The following is a 19,077-nucleotide window of genomic DNA, read 5'->3' on the forward strand; positions in this document are numbered from 1 at the left end:
TACAACCGGCTTGTCAGGCCTGGCTGACCGGAATAACGGACGTCGGCAGGCTGGCGACAGAAAAGATTTACTTTTATCGCTGCTGAGAAAATTATGGTAATACAAACGACCGAACAACTCAGGAAAAAGCCGGTGAGGAAAAAACAGACGGACTCTGTATACTTACCGTCAGTCACAAGCATAAACATGTTCGCTGGAACAACAGCGTGTTCCAGCGAAAACATGTGGCGCTTTTACCAGCAACGGCTATTGTCGTTGCCGGCCACTGAAATCAATCATTTTTCGGTGAAGCGTTTTCAACACGGCTTTTCAACTTCTGCCCTGGACGAAAAGTCACAACCCGTCGTGCGGTGATAGGAATATCTTCACCGGTTTTCGGGTTACGACCCGGGCGTTGATTTTTGTCGCGAAGGTCGAAGTTACCAAAGCCGGAGAGTTTTACCTGCTCACCGTTTTCAAGAGCCCTGCGGACCTCCTCGAAAAACAACTCCACCAGTTCTTTAGCATCCCGTTTGCTCAGCCCAAGCTTTTCAAACAGGTATTCGGACATTTCAGCTTTTGTAAGCGCCATAGGTTCAATCCCTCAAGGTTGCCTGGAATCGCTCTTTTAGTACCGCAACACATTTGGCGACGGTTGCGGCAATCTCCTCTTCTTCCAGTGTCCGGGCGGAATCTTGCAGGATTAGGCTGATAGCAAGGCTCTTTTGACCCTCGTTTACACCCTTGCCGCGGTACACGTCAAACAAGTTTACGCCAACTACCTGATTTACGCCAACTTTCTTACACTCTGCGATGACATCTGCTGCCGGAACCTTTTCATCAACCACCACGGCGATGTCGCGGCGGTTCGCCGGATAGCGGGAAATCTCGCTGGCCTCAGGCAACAGACGCTGTGAAATCGCCGGCCAGAGCACTTCAAATACCACCGTCCGCCCGTTGAGATCCAGCTTACGCTCCAGCTCCGGATGCAGTACGCCAATAAAACCAACAGGCTGATCGTCAAGGTAAATTGCCGCACTTTGCCCAGGATGCAGTGCCGGATTTTCCTCAGCACGAAACTCAACTTTAGCGAGTTTACCGGTTAAATCCAATACCGCTTCTAAATCACCTTTTAAATCATAGAAGTCAACGGCCTGACGCGCCAGATCCCAGTGCTCTTCATAACGATTTCCACTGATAACACCAGCCAGCATAACGTCCTGACGAATGCCGAGGTTTGCCTGAGTATCAGGCACAAAGCGCAGTCCACTTTCAAACAAACGTACCCGCCCCTGCTGGCGGTTCTGGTTATAGACCACCGCGCCCAGCAGTCCACTCCATAGCGACAGACGCATGGCCGACATATCCACTGAAATCGGGCTGGGCAACAACAGCTGCTCCTCGCCAGGATGCAGTAATTTCTGCACTTTTGGATCAACAAAGCTGTAGGTAATGGCTTCCTGATAGCCTTTATCCACCAGCATCGCCTTAACGCGTTTCAGGGACAAACGGGCTTCCTGATGTTGTGTCATCACCAGGCCGGCCTGCACCGGTACATCCGGAATATTGTTGTAACCGTAAACGCGGGCGATTTCTTCAATTAAATCTTCTTCAATCGCCAGATCGAAGCGCCAGCTCGGGGCCAGTGCGGTCCATTTACCCTGCTCTTCCGTCACCTGACAACCAAGACGGCATAAAATATCCGACACGGTTTTATCGCTGACCGAATGACCAATTAAGCGATCGAGTTTATCGCGACGCAGTACAATCGTTGCCGCTTTTGGCAGCGTATCATTATCCGTCACATCAATGATTGGCCCGGCCTCACCGCCACAGATTGCCAGCAGCAGGGCCGTTGCACGTTCCATTGCCTGATACTGTAATGCCGGATCCACACCGCGTTCATAGCGGTGTGATGCATCGGTATGCAACCCGTGACGACGTGCCCGTCCGGTAATGGCCAGTGGATTAAAGAAGGCACATTCAAACAGGACATTGCGTGTTTCACTCTGCACCCCCGAATGTTCACCACCAAAGATGCCGGCCATCGCCAGTGCTTTATGCTGATCAGCAATAACCAGGGTATCGGTATCCAGTGTAGCCTGATTGCCATCCAGCAATGTCAGGGTCTCGCCCGGCTGTGCCATGCGTACGATAATACCACCGTCCAGACGATCGAGGTCAAAGGCATGCATTGGCTGACCAAGCTCCAGCAGCACATAGTTGGTAATGTCCACCACCGGATCAATAGAACGAATGCCACAACGACGCAGCTTTTCTTTCATCCACAGCGGGGTCTCCGCCTGCAGGTTGATGCCCTTCACCACCCGTCCGAGATAACGCGGACAAGCCTGTGACGCATCGACACGAATCGGCACGGTATCAGCAATCGTGGCTTTAACCGGCGCTATCGCAGGCGCTGTCAGCGACAATTTATTTACCAGCGCCACGTCGCGGGCAATACCGATAATACTTAAGCAGTCGGCCCGGTTGGGGGTGACGCTGATTTCAATGGTATTGTCATCAAACTGCAGATAATCACGAATATCACCACCCGGCACCCCATCAGCCGGCAGCTCAATAATACCGCTGTGGTCATCACTGACCCCTAATTCAGACCATGAACACAGCATGCCTTCTGACGGTTCGCCGCGTAATTTTGCCGCTTTAATTTTAAAATCACCAGGCAGTATCGCCCCCACGGTGGCAACGGCAACTTTTAATCCTTTACGACAATTAGGGGCACCGCAAACGATATCCAGCAGGCGTTCCCCGCCTACGTTAACTTTGGTTACCCGCAGTTTGTCGGCATTCGGATGCGGCGCACATTCGACCACCTCTCCAATTACCACGCCACTGAACTGGCCCGCGACAGCGTCCACGCCATCAACTTCCAGACCCGCCATGGTGATTTGCTCCGCCAGCGCGGCACTGTCAATAGCCGGGTTCACCCATTCACGTAACCAGCGTTCACTGAATTTCATTGGTATACCCTGCCTTTATTTAAACTGTTTGAGAAAACGAAGGTCGTTTTCGAAAAATGCACGTAAATCATTGACGCCATAGCGCAGCATTGTCAGACGCTCCATGCCCATGCCAAAGGCAAAGCCAGAATAAACTTCCGGGTCAATGCCCACATTACGTAATACATTTGGATGCACCATGCCGCATCCCAGCACTTCCAGCCATTTACCGTTGTTTCCCATCACGTCAACTTCGGCACTGGGTTCAGTAAACGGAAAATAGGAGGGACGGAAACGTACCTGTAAATCCTGCTCAAAAAAGTTGCGCAGAAAATCGTGCAAAGTGCCCTTCAGGTTGGTAAAGCTGATATTTTTATCAACAATTAACCCTTCCATCTGATGGAACATCGGGGTATGCGTCTGGTCGTAATCGTTACGGTAGACCCGACCAGGTGCAATAATCCGGATAGGCGGTTGCTGTGCTTTCATGGTGCGGATTTGCACGCCAGAGGTTTGCGTGCGCAGCAGACGCGTAGCGTCAAACCAGAAAGTATCATGGTCGGCGCGGGCAGGATGATGCGCCGGAATATTCAGCGCGTCGAAATTATGATAATCGTCTTCGATTTCCGGACCGGTGGCCACGCTAAAACCCAGTTCACCGAAAAAGGTTTCAATGCGATCAATGGTACGGGTGACCGGATGCAGCCCGCCATTCTCGATACGACGACCTGGCAGCGAAACATCGATGGTTTCTGCCGCCAACCGGGCGTTCAGCGCCGCCGACTCCAGTGCTGCTTTGCGTGCATTAAGGGCTTCCTGCACCTGCACTTTGGCCTCATTGATCACCGCTCCGGCAGCCGGCCGTTGTTCTGCAGGCAGATCGCGCAGCGTCGTCATCTGCAACGTCAGATGCCCCTTTTTCCCCAGGTATTCCACGCGCACGTCATCCAGCGCATTAACATCCGGAGCAGCCGCGACAGCCGCTTTGGCGCGGGCCACCAGTTCTGCAAGATGTGACATTATTTCCCCTTTATCCGGCCGCCGCGGCCGGTTTTGTCATTAACGGTATAGGCTGCAAACCGCAGATATAAAAAAGCCTCCACAAGGGAGGCCTTTCGCGCGATTTTCCGTTTCTTTTCTTTGCGCAAAAGCCCCCGGATTCAGGTGCTAAAGTAAAAAAAGAAACGGAAAATAGCAGCATTCATGCTTGGTTACCTAAAGTCTCTGTTCACTGTCAGCGCTATTGAAAATCGCTGGCGTCAAAAAGTCAATGCTTTACGCCGGCGCCGCTATGTTAGCCAGTCAGCCTGTGATGACTTAATGTTGTTATAAAAAACAAAAGAGGGAGCCGGGCTCCCTCTTAGTCTGACTTACGCCAGTGCTGATTTTGCTTTTTCAACCAGTGCAGTGAATGCCACTTTGTCGAATACTGCGATGTCAGCCAGGATCTTACGGTCGATTTCAATAGAGGCTTTTTTCAGGCCATTAATGAAACGGCTGTAAGACAAACCGTTCTGACGCGCGGCTGCGTTGATACGCGCAATCCACAGCTGACGGAACTGACGTTTTTTCTGGCGGCGGTCGCGATAAGCGTACTGACCAGCTTTAATAACGGCCTGGAAGGCAACGCGGTAAACACGCGAACGTGCACCGTAGTAACCTTTAGCCTGTTTTAAGATTTTTTTGTGACGTGCGCGAGCAATTACACCACGTTTTACGCGAGCCATCTGGACTCTCCTGTATCAAATTCTGTTGTTACCCCGACTGCATACGCACTCTGCGGGTAGGAAAAATTAACTTATGCGTACGGCAGGCAGGCAATAACCAGACCCAGATCGCCTTTAGACACCATGGCTTTAGGGCGCAGGTGACGTTTACGCTTAGTCGCTTTTTTAGTCAGAATATGACGCAGGTTAGCGTGCTTATGCTTAAATCCACCTTTACCGGTTTTTTTAAAGCGTTTTGCAGCGCCACGTACTGTTTTAATCTTTGGCATGTTAAAAATATCCACTTCGCATTGTTAATAAAACGAATCAGACAGGCGAATAAACGTCCGCGCAGCACGCTGGCGGCGCGGCATTATTACTTGATGGCCTACTGTTTCTTCTTCGGCGCGAGCACCATGATCATCTGGCGGCCTTCGATCTTCGAAGGGAAGGATTCGACTACCGCCAGTTCACTCAAATCGTCTTTGACGCGGTTAAGCACTTCAATGCCGATTTGCTGGTGCGCCATTTCACGTCCGCGAAAACGCAGGGTGATTTTGGCTTTATCGCCATCTTCCAGAAAACGAATCAGGTTGCGTAGTTTGACCTGATAATCGCCTTCATCGGTACCAGGACGGAATTTAATTTCCTTAACCTGGATAACTTTCTGCTTTTTCTTCTGTTCCTTAGAAGATTTGCTTTTTTCATAGAGGAATTTGCCGTAATCCATAATACGACAAACCGGCGGTTCGGCGTTAGGGCTGATCTCAACTAAATCCACACCTGCTTCTTCAGCCTTTTCAATGGCTTCACGCAAGCTGACAACGCCTAACTGCTCGCCATCAACGCCTGTCAGGCGTACCTCAGTTGCACGGATTTCGCCGTTAATTTTATTTGGACGCGTCGGTTGAACTCGTTTTCCGCCTTTAATACCTTATTCCTCCAATTGATGAAGATTGCGGCTGCGAATCTCTTGCTGCAGCTTCTCGATTACATCGTTTACGTTCATGATACCAAGGTCTTTACCACGGCGGGTACGCACGGCGACAGCGCCGGCATCTACCTCTTTGTAACCGCAGACCAGCATGTAGGGTACGCGACGTAAAGTGTGCTCGCGGATTTTAAAGCCTATCTTCTCGTTTCTCAAGTCCGCTTTTACCCGAATGCCAACATTCTGCAATTTTTGCGTCAGTTCAGCCACATAATCTGACTGTGCATCGGTAATATTCATCACCACCACCTGCACCGGGGCCAGCCAGGTGGGGAAGAACCCGGCAAATTCTTCGGTGAGAATACCAATAAAACGTTCCATTGAGCCGAGGATTGCCCGGTGAATCATCACCGGCGTTTGCCGATCATTATTTTCACCGACATAGGTAGCATCGAGACGTTTTGGTAATGAAAAATCCAGCTGTATGGTGCCACACTGCCAGGCGCGATCCAGGCAGTCGTACAGTGTAAACTCAATTTTCGGTCCGTAAAACGCCCCCTCACCCGGCTGGAAGTCAAACGGGATAGCGTTTTCATTCAATGCGCTAGCCAGGTCCTCTTCGGCGCGATCCCACATGGCATCACTGCCAATGCGTTTTTCCGGGCGCGTGGAAAGTTTCACCACAATTTTTTCGAAGCCGAAGGTGCTGTACATGTCATAAACCATGCGGATACAGCTGTTGACTTCATCGCGAACCTGGTCTTCAGTACAGAAAATATGGGCATCGTCCTGAGTAAAGCCGCGTACACGCATCAGGCCATGTAGCGCGCCGGACGGTTCATTACGATGACAGCTGCCAAACTCGGCCATCCGCAACGGTAAATCACGATAGGATTTCAGGCCCTGATTAAAAATCTGTACGTGTCCCGGACAGTTCATTGGCTTAATGCAATATTCACGGTTCTCCGATGAGGTGGTAAACATGGCTTCTTTATAATTATCCCAGTGGCCAGTTTTTTCCCACAGCACGCGGTCCATCATGAAAGGACCTTTGACTTCCTGATACTGGTACTCTTTCAGTTTGGAGCGAACAAAAACTTCCAGCTCGCGAAAAATGGTCCAGCCATCGTTATGCCAGAACACCATGCCCGGTGCTTCTTCCTGCATATGGTAGAGATCGAGCTGTTTACCAATTTTCCGGTGATCGCGTCTGGCCGCTTCTTCCAGTCGCAGCAGATAAGCCGCCAGCTGTTTTTTATCCGCCCAGGCGGTACCATAAATACGCTGCAACATTTTATTATTGCTGTCGCCACGCCAGTAGGCGCCCGCCGTCTTTTGCAGTTTAAAGTGGTGACAAAAACGCATGTTCGGCACATGGGGACCACGGCACATGTCAACGTATTCTTCGTGATGATAAAGTCCCGGCTGGTCGTCACGGGCAATGTTTTCATCAAGAATGGTGATTTTATAAGACTCACCGCGGGCGGCAAACGTATCACGTGCCTCCTGCCAGCTGACCTTCTTCTTAACGACGTCGTAATTTTTTTCCGCCAGCAAATGCATCCGCTTTTCCAGCAGCTCAATATCTTCCTGGGTCAGCGTGTGGTCGAGGTCGACATCGTAATAAAATCCGTTATCAATTACCGGGCCGATGGCCATTTTGGTATCCGGCCACAGCTGTTTAATCGCGTGGCCCAGCAGGTGAGCGCAGGAGTGACGGATAATCCCGAGACCGGCATCATCTTTAGCGGTAATAATTGACACGGCAGCATCTGCACTGATGGGGTCAACTGCGTCGACCAGCTCACCATTGACCCGACCGGCAATACAGGCTTTTGCCAGACCAGGTCCGATATCCTGTGCGATCTCCATGACGCTGACAGCATGATCAAACTCGCGTTTACTGCCGTCGGGAAGAGTAATTACGGGCATGTTACATCCTTTATTGCAGTGGTATTCCACACGCAGGAATACTTGCATTGGTTAATTAAAATCGTTGCTCCCTCGTTCAGCACGTAAACTGACTTACGGTCGTCAATTTGGTACGCAGCGCGCTACAGACAGCCTCCGCTGGCTGAACGACAGATGTGCCACTATTTTACACAGTGCAGAGCAATTGCCAAAGCAGCAACGCCGCAATCAGCATGAATAATGGCTATTTTTTCTGCGAATTCTATTTTATAGCGCCACGCTTAACCCTGCGTGCGTTTCTGCCGGCGAGCGGCAGGATAAAATACCCGCGGCGCAGCGGGACAGCCCACGGCTGCTACACTGTAGTTTTCATCAATCAAAAAGGAGCAGATTATGTTATCAGGCAAAGCGAAAGATAAAGCAGAAGAATATGCTGGCTTAGCAGAGGAAGCATATGGTGAAGCGACTGATGCGCCAGGACATCGTCTACGTGGGGCCACCCGCCGCTATGCGGCACAGGCCAGCGACGCCGCCCGTGATGTCACCAGCAACGTACGCGAGCAGGTCTCTGACAACCCGCTTTCCGGTCTGGCGATTGCCGCCGGTATTGGCATTATTTTTGGTTATCTGCTTGGACGTAAGTAAGGCCTGACGCCATCACCGGCGTTATAAAAAAAGCCGCCTTGTCATGACACAGGCGGCTTTTGCGTTTCTGTATTACTCCATCACATCGCGTAGGAAAGCTGAAGAACGGTTTTCGTATCGGTGTGGTCCGGGGCAGATTCCGGGGGATGCTGGTTCCAGGTCACGTTATAGGCCAGCTTAAGGGCAAACTTCTCATTTAATGCCACCTGTAACCCGGTTTCTGAGTTTACCGTCGTGTCATCACTCCCCAGTACCGATACACCCTGAATAAATTTGGTGTTATCCGTCAGCTGCCACTGGTAGGTCAGCGCACCGTAAGCCAGGGCCTGGGTTTTATGGCCACCTTCGCGATAATCATCATACCGCACGCCAGGACCCAGTTCCGCTCGCAGCGAATGAACCGGCCCGTTGAGGATCTGGCGACCGTAACCGATAGCGGCAACGGTACGCCCATCGTAACCATTAAAGCGGTCGCTCAGCCAGCTGACCTGGCCGAACAGGTAATCAAAATCATTAACGTTGTAACGGGAACGGCCACCCAGCGCATAGGTTTCAGAAGAACGCTCATCATTTGACGAAGTATTTGCCGCATTCCCCCACAAACTGTAAGCGGTAGACGGTTGATACCAGGTGGCGTTTGCTGAGGCTGTTGCTGACGAACTCCTTGTATTACCGCTTTGCGCCAGATAACCGGCTGCAATATCGCCATCAAACGGCTTTTTGGCGGTGGAAGGGTCATCCATGACGGTGAAAACAGCATTGTCGGCGAGCGCCTGATGTGAAACGAACCCAGCAGAGAGTAACAATATTGCAGACAGCTTATTAAGCGTTTTCATTAAATTAAGACCCGTAGCAACGTATTTTAAAGACACAAAGTTTGAAGCGTTTTACAAGGCGATCAATGCAATTTACGGTAAGTATAGTAACAAATTGTTAAATCACTCTTATTACCAAGCATCCATTTGTAATTACGCCACTAAATCAGAAAATTCCGATTAACGTGCCATAATATGCCCGTCAGCCCGGTTACAGGGCACGCCGTCACCACCAGGCTATGCTTAGCATTCCCCCTTCAAAAGGAGCCGGACCATGAATGATCGCCGCGCACACGCTTATGTGGTAACGGTCAAATTTGATGAGCAAGGGTTAAGCGATCTGATGGCGCTTAACAGCGCAATGATCAATGGCGGTTTTAAAACCACGCTGAATGACGCTGACGGTCATGCCCACGCGCTGGGCTCGCATACCTTTGGCATTATCAGTGCCAGTGATGAAACAACCCTGTGTCAGCAGGCCAGCGAGCTGGCGGAAGCCGCATTGCAAAAGAAACCCACGGTAAAAATTGCGACATTTGAGGCATTTTTACGCCAACAGACAACCGATCCTCTATAAAACAGCTTTAATGCTGGCGCTTCGCTGGATATTGATTATTATTTAGGCGCTGAATCCATCCTTATCGCGACAAGAGGACAACCGCTATGTGGTCAGCCATTGCTCGTATGCTAAGCGAACAACTCGGTGAAGCGGAGATCACAGGACGTACTTCCCTGCCCGCCGGTGACGTGCATCCTGCCTGGCGCCTGCGTTACGGCGACTATGACGTTTTCGTCAAATGCAACAAAAAAGAGATGCTGGACCTGTTCACCTGGGAAGCCGACCAGCTGGCGCTACTGGCACGCAGTGATACGGTGCGGGTGCCAGAAGTGTACGGCGTTGGCAGTGACCGCGACAGCAGCTTCCTGCTGATGGAATATATCCCGTTAAAACCGCTTGATGAAGCCGATGCGTTTCTGTTAGGCCAGCAGCTGGCAAGGCTGCATCAGTGGAGCGAGCAACCACAGTACGGCCTGGATTTCGATAATAATCTGACCACCAGTCCGCAACCCAATAGCTGGCTCAGACGCTGGTCGGTGTTCTTCTCTGAACAACGCATTGGCTGGCAGCTGGAACTGGCGGCAGAAAAAGGCATTCACTACGGTGATATCGATCATATTGTTGCCTGCGTCCAGCACGCCCTGCAGGGCCATAATCCACAACCGTCTTTGCTGCATGGTGACTTGTGGCCAGCCAATTGCGGCGGCAGCGAAGAAGGCCCCTGGATTTTTGATCCGGCGTGTTACTGGGGCGATCGCGAATGCGATCTGGCAATGTTAAGCTGGTATCCCCAGCTGCCTGCACAGATCCTTGAGGGTTATCAGTCAGTCTGGCCCCTTACCATTGGCTATGCGCAACGTCAGCTGGTCTATCAGCTTTATTATTTACTGAATCGTGCCAATGTATTTGGCGGTCACTGGTCTGGCGAAGCACAGCATGCGGTGGGCGTGTTACTCGACAGCGAAGGTATGCCGGGCAAACAGCGTGCCCGCCCGGCCTGATAGTCAAATCAGTGGATATAGCCTGCCAGTCTGAGGATAAAATAACCGGCAACCACAATAATCACTGGCAAAATGTACAGGGGGAAGATCTGCAAAAAGAAGGTGTGATGCGGCATAACAATTTTACTCTCCAGCGCCTGCCGGCTCTGCCCCTCTTCCCCGCGCGCTTTTTCCAGAATCAGCCGGTCCTCAATTCCTTCGCGAATATGGCGGTACTGCCGCCACATGCGCGCACCGGAAGCCTGTAACGCCAGACCAACAAAAATCAGGATATAGATAATCCAGAAAACCACGTTACTGCCACCATTAAAATCCGGCGTGGGAGAACCGTTCCATAACCCATTGAGAAAAGTGGTATTAAACCGTGCCATATCAATCATGACATGCATGAAATCCTGCATTACCGCGTTGATTCCCTCGCGTTTATCATGGGAAAGATCAAGAAACTTAAGCAGCGAGATAAGGGTCGACAGAAACGCAGGAATAAAAATCACCCAACCCAGAATACGTTTAGCAATGGCCACTCTGCCGGCCTGTTGGTAAGTCATGTTTTCTCCTCTCCCGATGCAATCTGGCAGTAAGTCTACCTGCAGTTCCATAAAAGCGCCTGAAAAATCCATCACATCGGTATCGTAATGATTTCACCGGGCTTAACCTAAGGTTTTATCCACCCTCTGGCACGTGATAATGTGTCGCAAAACCTTTCAGGAGATGCAGAATGTCTTACAGCAGGCCGGTACAAGCGGCAATATTCGATATGGATGGCTTGTTAATTGACTCCGAACCATTGTGGAAACAGTCTGAACTGGAAGTTTTTGCCAGTCTTGGCGTTGACCTGTCACGCGCCAGCGAGATCCCGGAAACACTTGGGCTACGCATTGATCAGACCGTTAATTTATGGTTTGAGGTGCTGCCATGGTCGGGGCCGGATCGCCAGCAAGTCACCGGCCGCATCATTGCCCTTACCCTTAGCAAAATTGAGCAAAGCCGTCCGCTGTTACCCGGCGTGGTCGAGGCGTTGGCTTTATGCAAAAGTCTGGGACTTAAAATCGGCCTCGCTTCCGCCTCGCCGCTGCACATGCTGGAAACCGTCACTGAGATGTTTGCCATTCGTCGCTGGTTTGATGTGCTGGTCTCGGCAGAAATGCTGCCATACAGCAAACCCCATCCGCAGGTTTATCTGGATGCGGCATTACAGCTTGCCGTTGATCCGCTCAATTGTGTCACCCTTGAAGACTCGTTTAACGGCATGATCGCCACCAAAGCAGCACGCATGCGCTCGGTGGTGGTGCCGGCGGCAGAACTGCGCCATGACCCGCGCTGGGCGCTGGCAGACGTTCGCCTTCACTCTCTGGAGGCACTGCGCAGTAACGATCTGACCGGCGTCGCCAGCCACCATTAACGCGACCAGCCACCTTCAGCTGGCCGCCTGACGCTGGTTACTATTTTTGTTTCCTTCACAGGCAGCCAGCAAGCAATAACAATGCCCGTGTTTTTTAGCAATAGTGACAGTGTCACTATTGCCCTGTCCCTGTGTGATTTATTATACTGGATAAATAACCAGATTGAGACAGGATAAATCATGACAGCGGAAGGTCACCTTGTTGTTGCCCTTGCCAGCGTGATATTTGCCAAACGCGCAGCGCTGACACCGGTACTGGCGCAGGGTGACTGGTGGCACCTGCTCCCTGCGGCCCTGTTGAGCGGCCTGTTGCCCGATATCGATCACCCTCACTCCTTCCTCGGTCAGCGTTTATGGTGGATCTCACGTCCTGTTGCCCGCCTGTTCGGACATCGCGGCTTTACCCATAGCCTGCTGGCCGTAGCGGGCGCCATTGTGTTGCTGTGGCTGCAACCACCGTGCAGTCAGGTCCCTGCTGATGTCTTACAGGGCATGGTTATCGGTTATCTCAGCCACCTCGCCGCCGATATGCTGACGCCGGCCGGCGTGCCGCTGCTCTGGCCCTGCCGCTGGCGTTTTTGCCTGCCGTTGTTAAACAGCCGGCACGGCAATCAGCGGGAAAGAGGCCTGGGTATTGCTCTGGTGATATGCGCCTTATGGTTTCCTGTCAATGCCTCCCCTGCGGCAGCTGCCCGCCATTGGTCAGCACAGCTGATTGCCATTGGCCAGCGTGGCTACCAGCGGCCTGGTCAGGGCTGGGAATGCGGTGAAGGGCGGAAATAAAATAATCAGTAATAAGCCATTCTATTTGGATATAACAACCAATTCATGGGCTTATGCTATCATGCCTTTTTGATACAACTTAACGCGGAATATATACCGCGTGGCTTCTGTTTCAGGCAAAACAACGGAAGCATAAGGAGAACGGGGATGAATTATCCATTAATTGCCAATGTCGTACTATTTTTCGCCTTGCTAATCGGGCTGGCAAAAGCAACGCGTGATAACTGGAGTCTGTCACGTAAAGTGATGACCGGCCTGGTCGTGGGGGTGCTGTTTGGTTTTGCCTTACAACTGATTTACGGTGCCAGTCATCCGGTACTAAAAGCCTCAATTAACTGGTTCAATATTATCGGTAATGGCTATGTACAACTATTACAGATGGTGGTGATGCCGCTGGTGTTTGTTTCCATACTCAGCGCCGTAGCTCGGCTGCACAGCGCCACGTCGCTGGGCAGAATCAGCATGCTCACCATCGGCGTTTTGCTGTTTACCACCCTGATTGCGTCGCTGGTCGGTGTACTGGTGACGACACTCTTTGGCCTGACCGCCGAAGGTCTGGTACAAGGTGCCCAGGAGAGCGCGCGTCTGGCAACCATTCAGAACAGCTACGTTGGTAAAGTGGCCGATTTAAGCGTGCCGCAGCTGCTACTGTCATTTTTGCCAAAAAATCCGTTTGCCGACCTGACGGGTGCCAGCCCGACATCCATTATCAGCGTGGTGATTTTTGCCGCTTTCCTTGGCGTCGCAGCACTGCATCTGTTGCGTGACGATCGGGAAAAAGGCCAGCGCGTTGTCAACGCTATTGAAACGCTGCAAAGCTGGGTGATGAAACTGGTACGGCTGGTGATGAAACTGACGCCATACGGCGTCATGGCACTGATGACCAAAGTTGTCGCCAGTTCAAGTATTCATGACATTATTAAACTGGGTGGCTTTGTGGTGGCATCTTATCTCGGACTGGCTATTATGTTTGGCGTGCACGCTCTGCTGCTTTCGTTAAACGGTGTCAATCCATTACGCTTTTTCCGTAAAGTCGCCCCGGTGCTAAGCTTCGCCTTTACCAGCCGCTCCAGCGCTGCCAGTATCCCGCTGAACGTCGAAGCGCAAACCCGCCGCCTGGGTATTCCGGAATCTATTGCCACCTTCTCTGCTTCATTTGGCGCGACTATTGGCCAGAATGGTTGTGCCGGCCTTTATCCTTCAATGCTGGCGGTGATGGTCGCACCTACGGTTGGTATCAATCCGCTTGACCCCTTGTGGATCGCTACGCTGGCCGGGATTGTCACCCTGAGTTCAGCAGGCGTGGCAGGGGTGGGTGGCGGGGCAACATTTGCCGCGTTAATCGTGCTGCCGGCAATGGGGCTGCCGGTCACGCTGGTGGCGTTGCTGATCTCGATTGAACCACTCATCGACATGGGACGCACCGCACTCAATGTTAATGGCTCAATGACCGCCGGCACCCTGACCAGCCAGTGGCTGCGTCAGACCGACAAAAAGCTGCTGCATGCCGAGGCCGAGTCTGACTTCGAATTAATTAATCGCTGAGATAACCAGCCAGTCTCCCATCCAGCCCCTGCATACCGGGGCTGGTGACATCCCGTCAGGCCGTTAAGAAAGCGTTAAGCACTGTAATGAAGCGCAAAAACGCCGGTTTTCGGCTTGTTTTTTTTCCCTGCCGGGTGAATGCTGACAACCGTTTCACCTGGAGTCATCTGGTATGAAAAAAACCATAGCGTTATTACTGAGTGTCGCACTGATCGCCCCGATGGCGGCCAGTGCACAGCCCTGGGGTCCACACGGCGGCTGGGGTCCTGGCCCCGGACGCGGCTGGGGCCCTGGACCTGGCTGGCATCGTGCGCCTGGCGGCGGAATTCCAATCCTGCCAGGTATTGCCAGCGCAATTCTGATAGGCGGCCTGACCTATTATTTTTTAAATGGCACCTATTACCAGCGTCAGGGGGATAACTACTATGTGGTCGAGCCGCCGGTGCAATCCGTCGGCAGTTACAGCGAGCGCCCCATGCGCGCACTCGATTATAACGGGCAGCGTTTTTACGTCCAGGATGGCCATTACTACCGGCGCGATATTAACGGACAATATCTGGAAGTGCCGCGTCCGCCGGGCCTGTAGTGAATACGGTATGCCGTGTAAACAATAACGGTCGCCCAAAGCGACCGTTATTGTTTTGAACCGGCGAGTTTTACTGTCCGCTTTGCGGATCGGTATCATACTCTTTGCAGCTCTGGAATCCGTAATTCATCACGCGCCCGGTATCACTGTAACTGACAAAATAGGTTTGCTGTTTACCGTCACGCTGGCCAATAACATAAGTCTGACAGGTGCCACGCGCGTGAACCATGGTAATTTCCGTGGCGGGTGGTCCGGCAATGTCGCGTACCTGTTGTTTCGTCATCCCTTTTTTCACATCCTGCACCACCGGCTTGGTGACAAAACTTTCAGCACGATCGTAAGCGGTACAACCGGATAACACTGCCAGTGCCACAACACTGCCCATCAGTCCTGTTAACTTCGTCATCATTTTATCCTCATTATTATCCATATCCTGCATAAGCCTGGAATAGACTGACGCATTGATCAAGTTATTGGCAAGATTAAACTTTTAATCGGCATTGCCAAAGCCTGCAGGCGTGATTATTCTGCAAAGCCGATCGGTAACGACTAATTGATAATTCTGCTTTACAGAGGCAACATGACCACACCTGCTGCGCATCGCCGTATCGTTTATGCACTGACCCTGGGTTTACTGGCGGCAATGGGACCGCTTTGTATTGATCTCTATCTCCCTTCCCTGCCAGCCCTCGCCGCTGACCTGAATACCCCGACCGCCAGCGCGCAGCCAAGCCTGACTGCCGGCATGGTTGGACTGAGAATGGGTCAGTTGCTGTTTGGCACGCTCAGCGACAAATATGGCCGCCTGCGTCCGTTACTGCTGTCGGTGATTTTACTGCTGATTGCTACCGTTGCCTGTGCCGCTGCGCAAACCATCCACCAGTTCCTTGCTGCCCGACTGTTTGAAGGCCTGGCCAGCGCCGGCGGTTCAGTGCTGGCGCGGGCCATCGCTCGCGATATGTATAACGGTCATGAGTTAACTAAATTTTTTGCCCTGCTGATGTTGGTTAACGGTCTTGCGCCCGTCTTTGCCCCGGTACTGGGTGGCGTACTGCTCACCTTCCTCAACTGGCGCGGTTTGTTTATTGCGCTGGCAATTATCGCTGCACTCCAGCTGCTGATCGCCCGTATAAACCTGCATGAAACCCTGCCGGTTGAACGACGTAATCAGGGCAGTCTGTTACATGCCTGGGGCACGCTCGGCAAGGTCATCAGACATCGTGGTTTTATGAGCTTCTGTCTGCCACAAGGATTTATGATGGCCAGTATGTTTGCTTATATCGGTGCCTCACCGTTTGTGTTGCAACAGATTTACGGCCTGTCACCCCAGGCATTCAGCCTGTGTTTTGCCAGCAATGGCATCGGCCTGATTCTTGCTTCACAAACCAGTGTGCGTCTGAGCCAGGTCTGGGGAGAATATCAGGTTCTGCGTGGCGGGCTTAGCCTGGCAATTGTGGCGTCAGGATCGCTGATTGGCTGTGCCCTGTTATCTGCCCCCTTATGGGGCGTGCTGCTGGCCCTGTTTTTTAGCGTAGCCTGTACCGGAATTATCACGGTCACCGCCGGTTCCCTGGCGATGCAAAGCCAGGGAGAACGTGCCGGCAGTGCATCAGCCATTATTGGTGTCACCGCGTTTACCCTCGGTGGCGCCAGCGTGCCGGTTACCGGACTCGGTGGAACATCATTAATCAGCATGGCCGCCACTATTTTCGGCTGCTGCCTGCTGGCCACTATGTTGTTCCACCTGCTGGCACGTAAACCACAGCCTCAATCTGTCTGATTTAACCGCTGTCGGTTAGCCCGCAGCGATTGTGGCTTGTCGTTTAGCACGATGCACGTTAGCTTTGATCCATAATGGTCTCGCATTGCGCCGCGGGCCGTAACCTAACCGAGGAGTGATAAATGGCTCTGCAACAGGAAATTATTGCCGCCCTGGGCGTTAAACCCGTTATTGATGTGCAGCAGGAAATTCGCCGTAGCGTGGATTTTCTCAAAGACTATCTGAAAAAAAATACCTTTATCAAAAGTCTGGTGCTGGGAATTAGCGGTGGCCAGGACTCCACCCTCACCGGTAAACTTTGTCAGATAGCAATCACCGAACTTCGTCAGGAAAGTGGCAATAATGACTACCATTTTATCGCAGTGCGCCTGCCCTATGGCGTCCAGGCCGATGAGCAGGATTGCCAGGATGCAATCCAGTTTATCCAGCCAGACCGCGTACTGACAGTCAATATTAAAGAAGCCGTACTGGCCAGCGAGCGTGCACTTCAGGCCGCTGGCGTGGTGCTTTCCGATTATATCCGCGGTAATGAAAAAGCCCGCGAACGCATGAAAGTGCAATATAGCATTGCCGGCATGCATGCCGGGGTGGTAGTCGGGACCGATCACGCGGCAGAAGCTGTGACCGGTTTTTTTACCAAATACGGCGATGGTGGCACTGATATCAACCCTCTTTTTCGCCTGAATAAAGGACAGGGAAAACAGTTACTTAATGCGCTTGGCTGTCCGCAACATCTTTACCTGAAACATCCGACCGCCGACCTTGAAGATGACCGTCCCGGCCTGCAGGATGAAGTTGCGCTGGGCGTCACTTACGCACAGATTGATGCTTATCTCGAAGGCAAAACCATTTCTTCAGACGCCGCCAGCATCATTGAAAACTGGTACCGTAAAACCGAGCATAAAAGGCGTCCACCGATTACAGTATTTGATGATTTCTGGAAACAGTAATCCCACAGGCGGCAGATGGCGTTAGCGGCTTCATCTGCCCGTCTGGCGATGGCAATATCAGCCCCTGCTCTGCTGCGCGCCACGCTGGAATATATAAAAATTCACTGCTGGCCCTGGCGCGATGTGCCAGGACGGGTTGAGGAAAGTCAGTACGCGAAACACATTCACGCTGGCTGTAACGGTTTTTTCTGACCCGATGCGTCAGCTGCGGTAAGCCAGTGTACCGACGCAGACGCTCCCGGTGCTGATCGGCATAGGGATAAAAATTTGTCTAAGCCGCGGCTGCAGGGCGACTGGCTGATTATTACGCTGCAAAGCATATAAAACCACCGGTATTGTCTGTATCCGCAGAGACAGACAATAACCGGTGGTTTCTCAGCGCCGTGAGTTACCGGGTGAAAACGTTAACCTTTGCTAACCGGTGCTGACTGATGAAATACCGGCTTGTCCGTCAGGTGTTTTTCAAAATTAGCATTAAACTGCTTTTTCTGTTCTGCGGTCAGTACGTTATACAGTTTGTTCTGTGTTTCCATCATTTTCAGCATCCGCGCCTTATCTGCGCTGGCCATTTTATCGGCCTGCGCGTCGGCTTTCGCCGCATCAAAACTGTCGGCAGCAATAATACTGTGCATTTCGCGGCGTTCCTCCAGTGAAGGCCGTGGCATTTGTTTATGTGCCTCTTTCATGATGCTGCGCATTTGCTGTTTCTGTGCATCCGTCAGATTGAGGTTTTTATACATCCACATATCAGGCATACCGTGATGCGGCCCTTTATGCATCATGGGTTTTTCGCTACCTGCTGGCGGCGGGGTCAGATTGTCTGCGGCGGCATGCACCAGATTAGCCGCACCCAAAGCCAGTGACGTAGCAACAATAACTGAAGTTAACTTTCGCATAATTTTTTTCCTTTATAGACCGAAACAATAACGGCAAGGTGTCGTAATGCCGAAGAAAAGTTTATGACGTCTTTCGTCAAGCTATTTACCTTACTGGTAAAAACCTGCAAGCGTAAAAGACAGTAATGCGACAATCATGAAGGGAACAGGAAGAAAAGCGTGAGGAATTGCTAACGAATGTGACAAAAACGCTATTTGTGCAGAAATTATGGAGATAGCGCCTCGCCGCTCCCTGCAGCAGCGTACCGTGGCAAAACTGGCTGTTCCGTCTGCACAGAACAAACAACCTGAGCGCATTATCAACCAGCATTAATATGCCCTCTGCCACAGTGGCCCGGTTAGCCGGCGTGGTCGCAATGTAAAACCGCCGCCGGCCACGTGGTAATGTTATTCGTCAGACAAATAGGGAAAAATTATTTAACAGAATAGGCGTTATTACTCTGTCTGGGTGATGCCTCCAATTAGTAGAACATGTGTTTCTCGATAAACGCTCCAATGACTTTTTCGTGGATCTCAACTGAGCGCGAAAAGCAGATTGTTTTACGAGCCAACCGTTTAATGCGGGTGCGGAGCGTCAGGTTATTACGTTCAATGCGTTGGGTGAAAATTTTGCCCGTCAGATGCT

23 protein-coding genes and 1 other annotated feature are annotated in these 19,077 nt (G+C 51.7%); of the genes, 10 read left to right on the forward strand and 13 right to left on the reverse strand.

Annotation, left to right across the window (positions count from 1 at the left end; all coding sequences use genetic code 11):
- Positions 1-271: 271 nt before the first annotated feature.
- The 8 genes from ihfA to thrS all read right to left on the reverse strand — a co-directional run bounded on the left by ihfA (position 272) and on the right by thrS (position 7,511).
- Entirely contained in the window at positions 272-571 is a 300-nt protein-coding gene (ihfA, locus tag BL249_RS10260; protein WP_078001505.1) for an integration host factor subunit alpha, read from the reverse strand.
- 4 nt (positions 572-575) lie between these two features.
- Positions 576-2,963 (reverse strand): phenylalanine--tRNA ligase subunit beta, encoded by a 2,388-nt coding sequence (pheT, locus tag BL249_RS10265; protein WP_099704750.1) that lies wholly within the window; start codon positions 2,961-2,963, stop codon positions 576-578.
- Positions 2,964-2,978: 15 nt separating this feature from the next.
- On the reverse strand, positions 2,979-3,962 hold the full coding sequence (pheS, locus tag BL249_RS10270; RefSeq protein WP_099704749.1) for a phenylalanine--tRNA ligase subunit alpha: 984 nt from the start codon (positions 3,960-3,962) through the stop codon (positions 2,979-2,981).
- Positions 3,963-4,028: 66 nt separating this feature from the next.
- Positions 4,029-4,152 (reverse strand) — a sequence feature (Phe leader region).
- Positions 4,103-4,147, reverse strand: a complete 45-nt coding sequence (gene pheM, locus BL249_RS18750; RefSeq protein ID WP_001386830.1) for a pheST operon leader peptide PheM — start codon at positions 4,145-4,147, stop codon at positions 4,103-4,105. (Overlaps the previous feature by 45 nt.)
- A gap of 160 nt (positions 4,153-4,312) precedes the next feature.
- Positions 4,313-4,669 (reverse strand): 50S ribosomal protein L20, encoded by a 357-nt coding sequence (gene rplT / locus BL249_RS10275; protein WP_078001509.1) that lies wholly within the window; start codon positions 4,667-4,669, stop codon positions 4,313-4,315.
- A 71-nt stretch (positions 4,670-4,740) separates the two neighbouring features.
- Positions 4,741-4,938 (reverse strand): 50S ribosomal protein L35, encoded by a 198-nt coding sequence (rpmI, locus tag BL249_RS10280; protein WP_001124225.1) that lies wholly within the window; start codon positions 4,936-4,938, stop codon positions 4,741-4,743.
- 98 nt (positions 4,939-5,036) lie between these two features.
- Positions 5,037-5,579, reverse strand: coding sequence for a translation initiation factor IF-3 (gene infC, locus BL249_RS10285; protein ID WP_099704748.1), 543 nt, complete (start codon positions 5,577-5,579; stop codon positions 5,037-5,039).
- Between the two features lie 3 nt (positions 5,580-5,582).
- Positions 5,583-7,511 carry a threonine--tRNA ligase gene (gene thrS, locus BL249_RS10290; RefSeq protein ID WP_099704747.1) on the reverse strand — a complete coding sequence of 643 codons (1,929 nt, stop codon included), beginning with the start codon at positions 7,509-7,511 and terminating at the stop codon, positions 5,583-5,585.
- 372 nt (positions 7,512-7,883) lie between these two features.
- Between thrS and BL249_RS10295 the strand changes: the two genes are divergently transcribed.
- A complete protein-coding gene (locus tag BL249_RS10295) occupies positions 7,884-8,135 on the forward strand; it encodes a glycine zipper domain-containing protein (RefSeq protein WP_099704746.1) in 252 nt (83 codons plus the stop codon).
- A gap of 80 nt (positions 8,136-8,215) precedes the next feature.
- Here BL249_RS10295 and BL249_RS10300 read toward each other — a convergent pair whose 3' ends face one another.
- The gene (locus BL249_RS10300) at positions 8,216-8,971 is read right to left on the reverse strand and encodes a DUF481 domain-containing protein (RefSeq protein WP_099704745.1); all 756 of its coding nucleotides are present in this window, start codon (positions 8,969-8,971) and stop codon (positions 8,216-8,218) included.
- Between the two features lie 253 nt (positions 8,972-9,224).
- Here BL249_RS10300 and ghoS point away from each other — a divergent pair, with 253 nt between their 5' ends.
- Positions 9,225-9,527: a type V toxin-antitoxin system endoribonuclease antitoxin GhoS gene (gene ghoS / locus BL249_RS10305; protein ID WP_099704744.1), complete on the forward strand. Its 303-nt coding sequence runs from the start codon at positions 9,225-9,227 to the stop codon at positions 9,525-9,527.
- 86 nt (positions 9,528-9,613) lie between these two features.
- Positions 9,614-10,510 carry a fructosamine kinase family protein gene (locus BL249_RS10310; RefSeq protein ID WP_099704743.1) on the forward strand — a complete coding sequence of 299 codons (897 nt, stop codon included), beginning with the start codon at positions 9,614-9,616 and terminating at the stop codon, positions 10,508-10,510.
- A gap of 8 nt (positions 10,511-10,518) precedes the next feature.
- Here the strand turns inward: BL249_RS10310 and BL249_RS10315 are convergent, their stop codons facing one another.
- On the reverse strand, positions 10,519-11,058 hold the full coding sequence (locus BL249_RS10315) for a YniB family protein (protein WP_099704742.1): 540 nt from the start codon (positions 11,056-11,058) through the stop codon (positions 10,519-10,521).
- A 170-nt stretch (positions 11,059-11,228) separates the two neighbouring features.
- Between BL249_RS10315 and hxpB the strand changes: the two genes are divergently transcribed.
- From hxpB to BL249_RS10335, 4 genes are all read left to right on the forward strand, one after another.
- Complete coding sequence (hxpB, locus tag BL249_RS10320) at positions 11,229-11,912, forward strand: hexitol phosphatase HxpB (protein ID WP_099704741.1); 684 nt, start codon at positions 11,229-11,231, stop codon at positions 11,910-11,912.
- A 180-nt stretch (positions 11,913-12,092) separates the two neighbouring features.
- Positions 12,093-12,695 (forward strand): metal-dependent hydrolase, encoded by a 603-nt coding sequence (locus tag BL249_RS10325; RefSeq protein WP_099704740.1) that lies wholly within the window; start codon positions 12,093-12,095, stop codon positions 12,693-12,695.
- Between the two features lie 147 nt (positions 12,696-12,842).
- Positions 12,843-14,240, forward strand: a complete 1,398-nt coding sequence (locus tag BL249_RS10330; protein ID WP_099704739.1) for an L-cystine transporter — start codon at positions 12,843-12,845, stop codon at positions 14,238-14,240.
- A 172-nt stretch (positions 14,241-14,412) separates the two neighbouring features.
- Positions 14,413-14,826 carry a DUF6515 family protein gene (locus tag BL249_RS10335; protein WP_099704738.1) on the forward strand — a complete coding sequence of 138 codons (414 nt, stop codon included), beginning with the start codon at positions 14,413-14,415 and terminating at the stop codon, positions 14,824-14,826.
- A gap of 70 nt (positions 14,827-14,896) precedes the next feature.
- Here the strand turns inward: BL249_RS10335 and osmE are convergent, their stop codons facing one another.
- Entirely contained in the window at positions 14,897-15,232 is a 336-nt protein-coding gene (gene osmE, locus BL249_RS10340) for an osmotically-inducible lipoprotein OsmE (RefSeq protein WP_099704838.1), read from the reverse strand.
- Between the two features lie 174 nt (positions 15,233-15,406).
- Between osmE and BL249_RS10345 the strand changes: the two genes are divergently transcribed.
- From BL249_RS10345 to BL249_RS18990, 3 genes are all read left to right on the forward strand, one after another.
- Positions 15,407-16,606, forward strand: coding sequence for a multidrug effflux MFS transporter (locus BL249_RS10345; RefSeq protein ID WP_099704737.1), 1,200 nt, complete (start codon positions 15,407-15,409; stop codon positions 16,604-16,606).
- A 122-nt stretch (positions 16,607-16,728) separates the two neighbouring features.
- On the forward strand, positions 16,729-17,556 hold the full coding sequence (nadE, locus tag BL249_RS10350) for an ammonia-dependent NAD(+) synthetase (protein WP_099704736.1): 828 nt from the start codon (positions 16,729-16,731) through the stop codon (positions 17,554-17,556).
- A gap of 15 nt (positions 17,557-17,571) precedes the next feature.
- Positions 17,572-17,748 (forward strand): hypothetical protein, encoded by a 177-nt coding sequence (locus tag BL249_RS18990; RefSeq protein WP_158233077.1) that lies wholly within the window; start codon positions 17,572-17,574, stop codon positions 17,746-17,748.
- 212 nt (positions 17,749-17,960) lie between these two features.
- Here BL249_RS18990 and spy read toward each other — a convergent pair whose 3' ends face one another.
- On the reverse strand, positions 17,961-18,452 hold the full coding sequence (spy, locus tag BL249_RS10355; protein WP_099704735.1) for an ATP-independent periplasmic protein-refolding chaperone Spy: 492 nt from the start codon (positions 18,450-18,452) through the stop codon (positions 17,961-17,963).
- Between the two features lie 461 nt (positions 18,453-18,913).
- Positions 18,914-19,077, reverse strand: a 164-nt coding sequence (locus BL249_RS10360; protein ID WP_241898819.1) for an IS1 family transposase, incomplete at its 5' end; no start/stop codon positions are given.

The organism is Erwinia sp. OLFS4 (assembly GCF_002752165.1).
Classification (GTDB): Bacteria; Pseudomonadota; Gammaproteobacteria; order Enterobacterales; family Enterobacteriaceae; genus Izhakiella.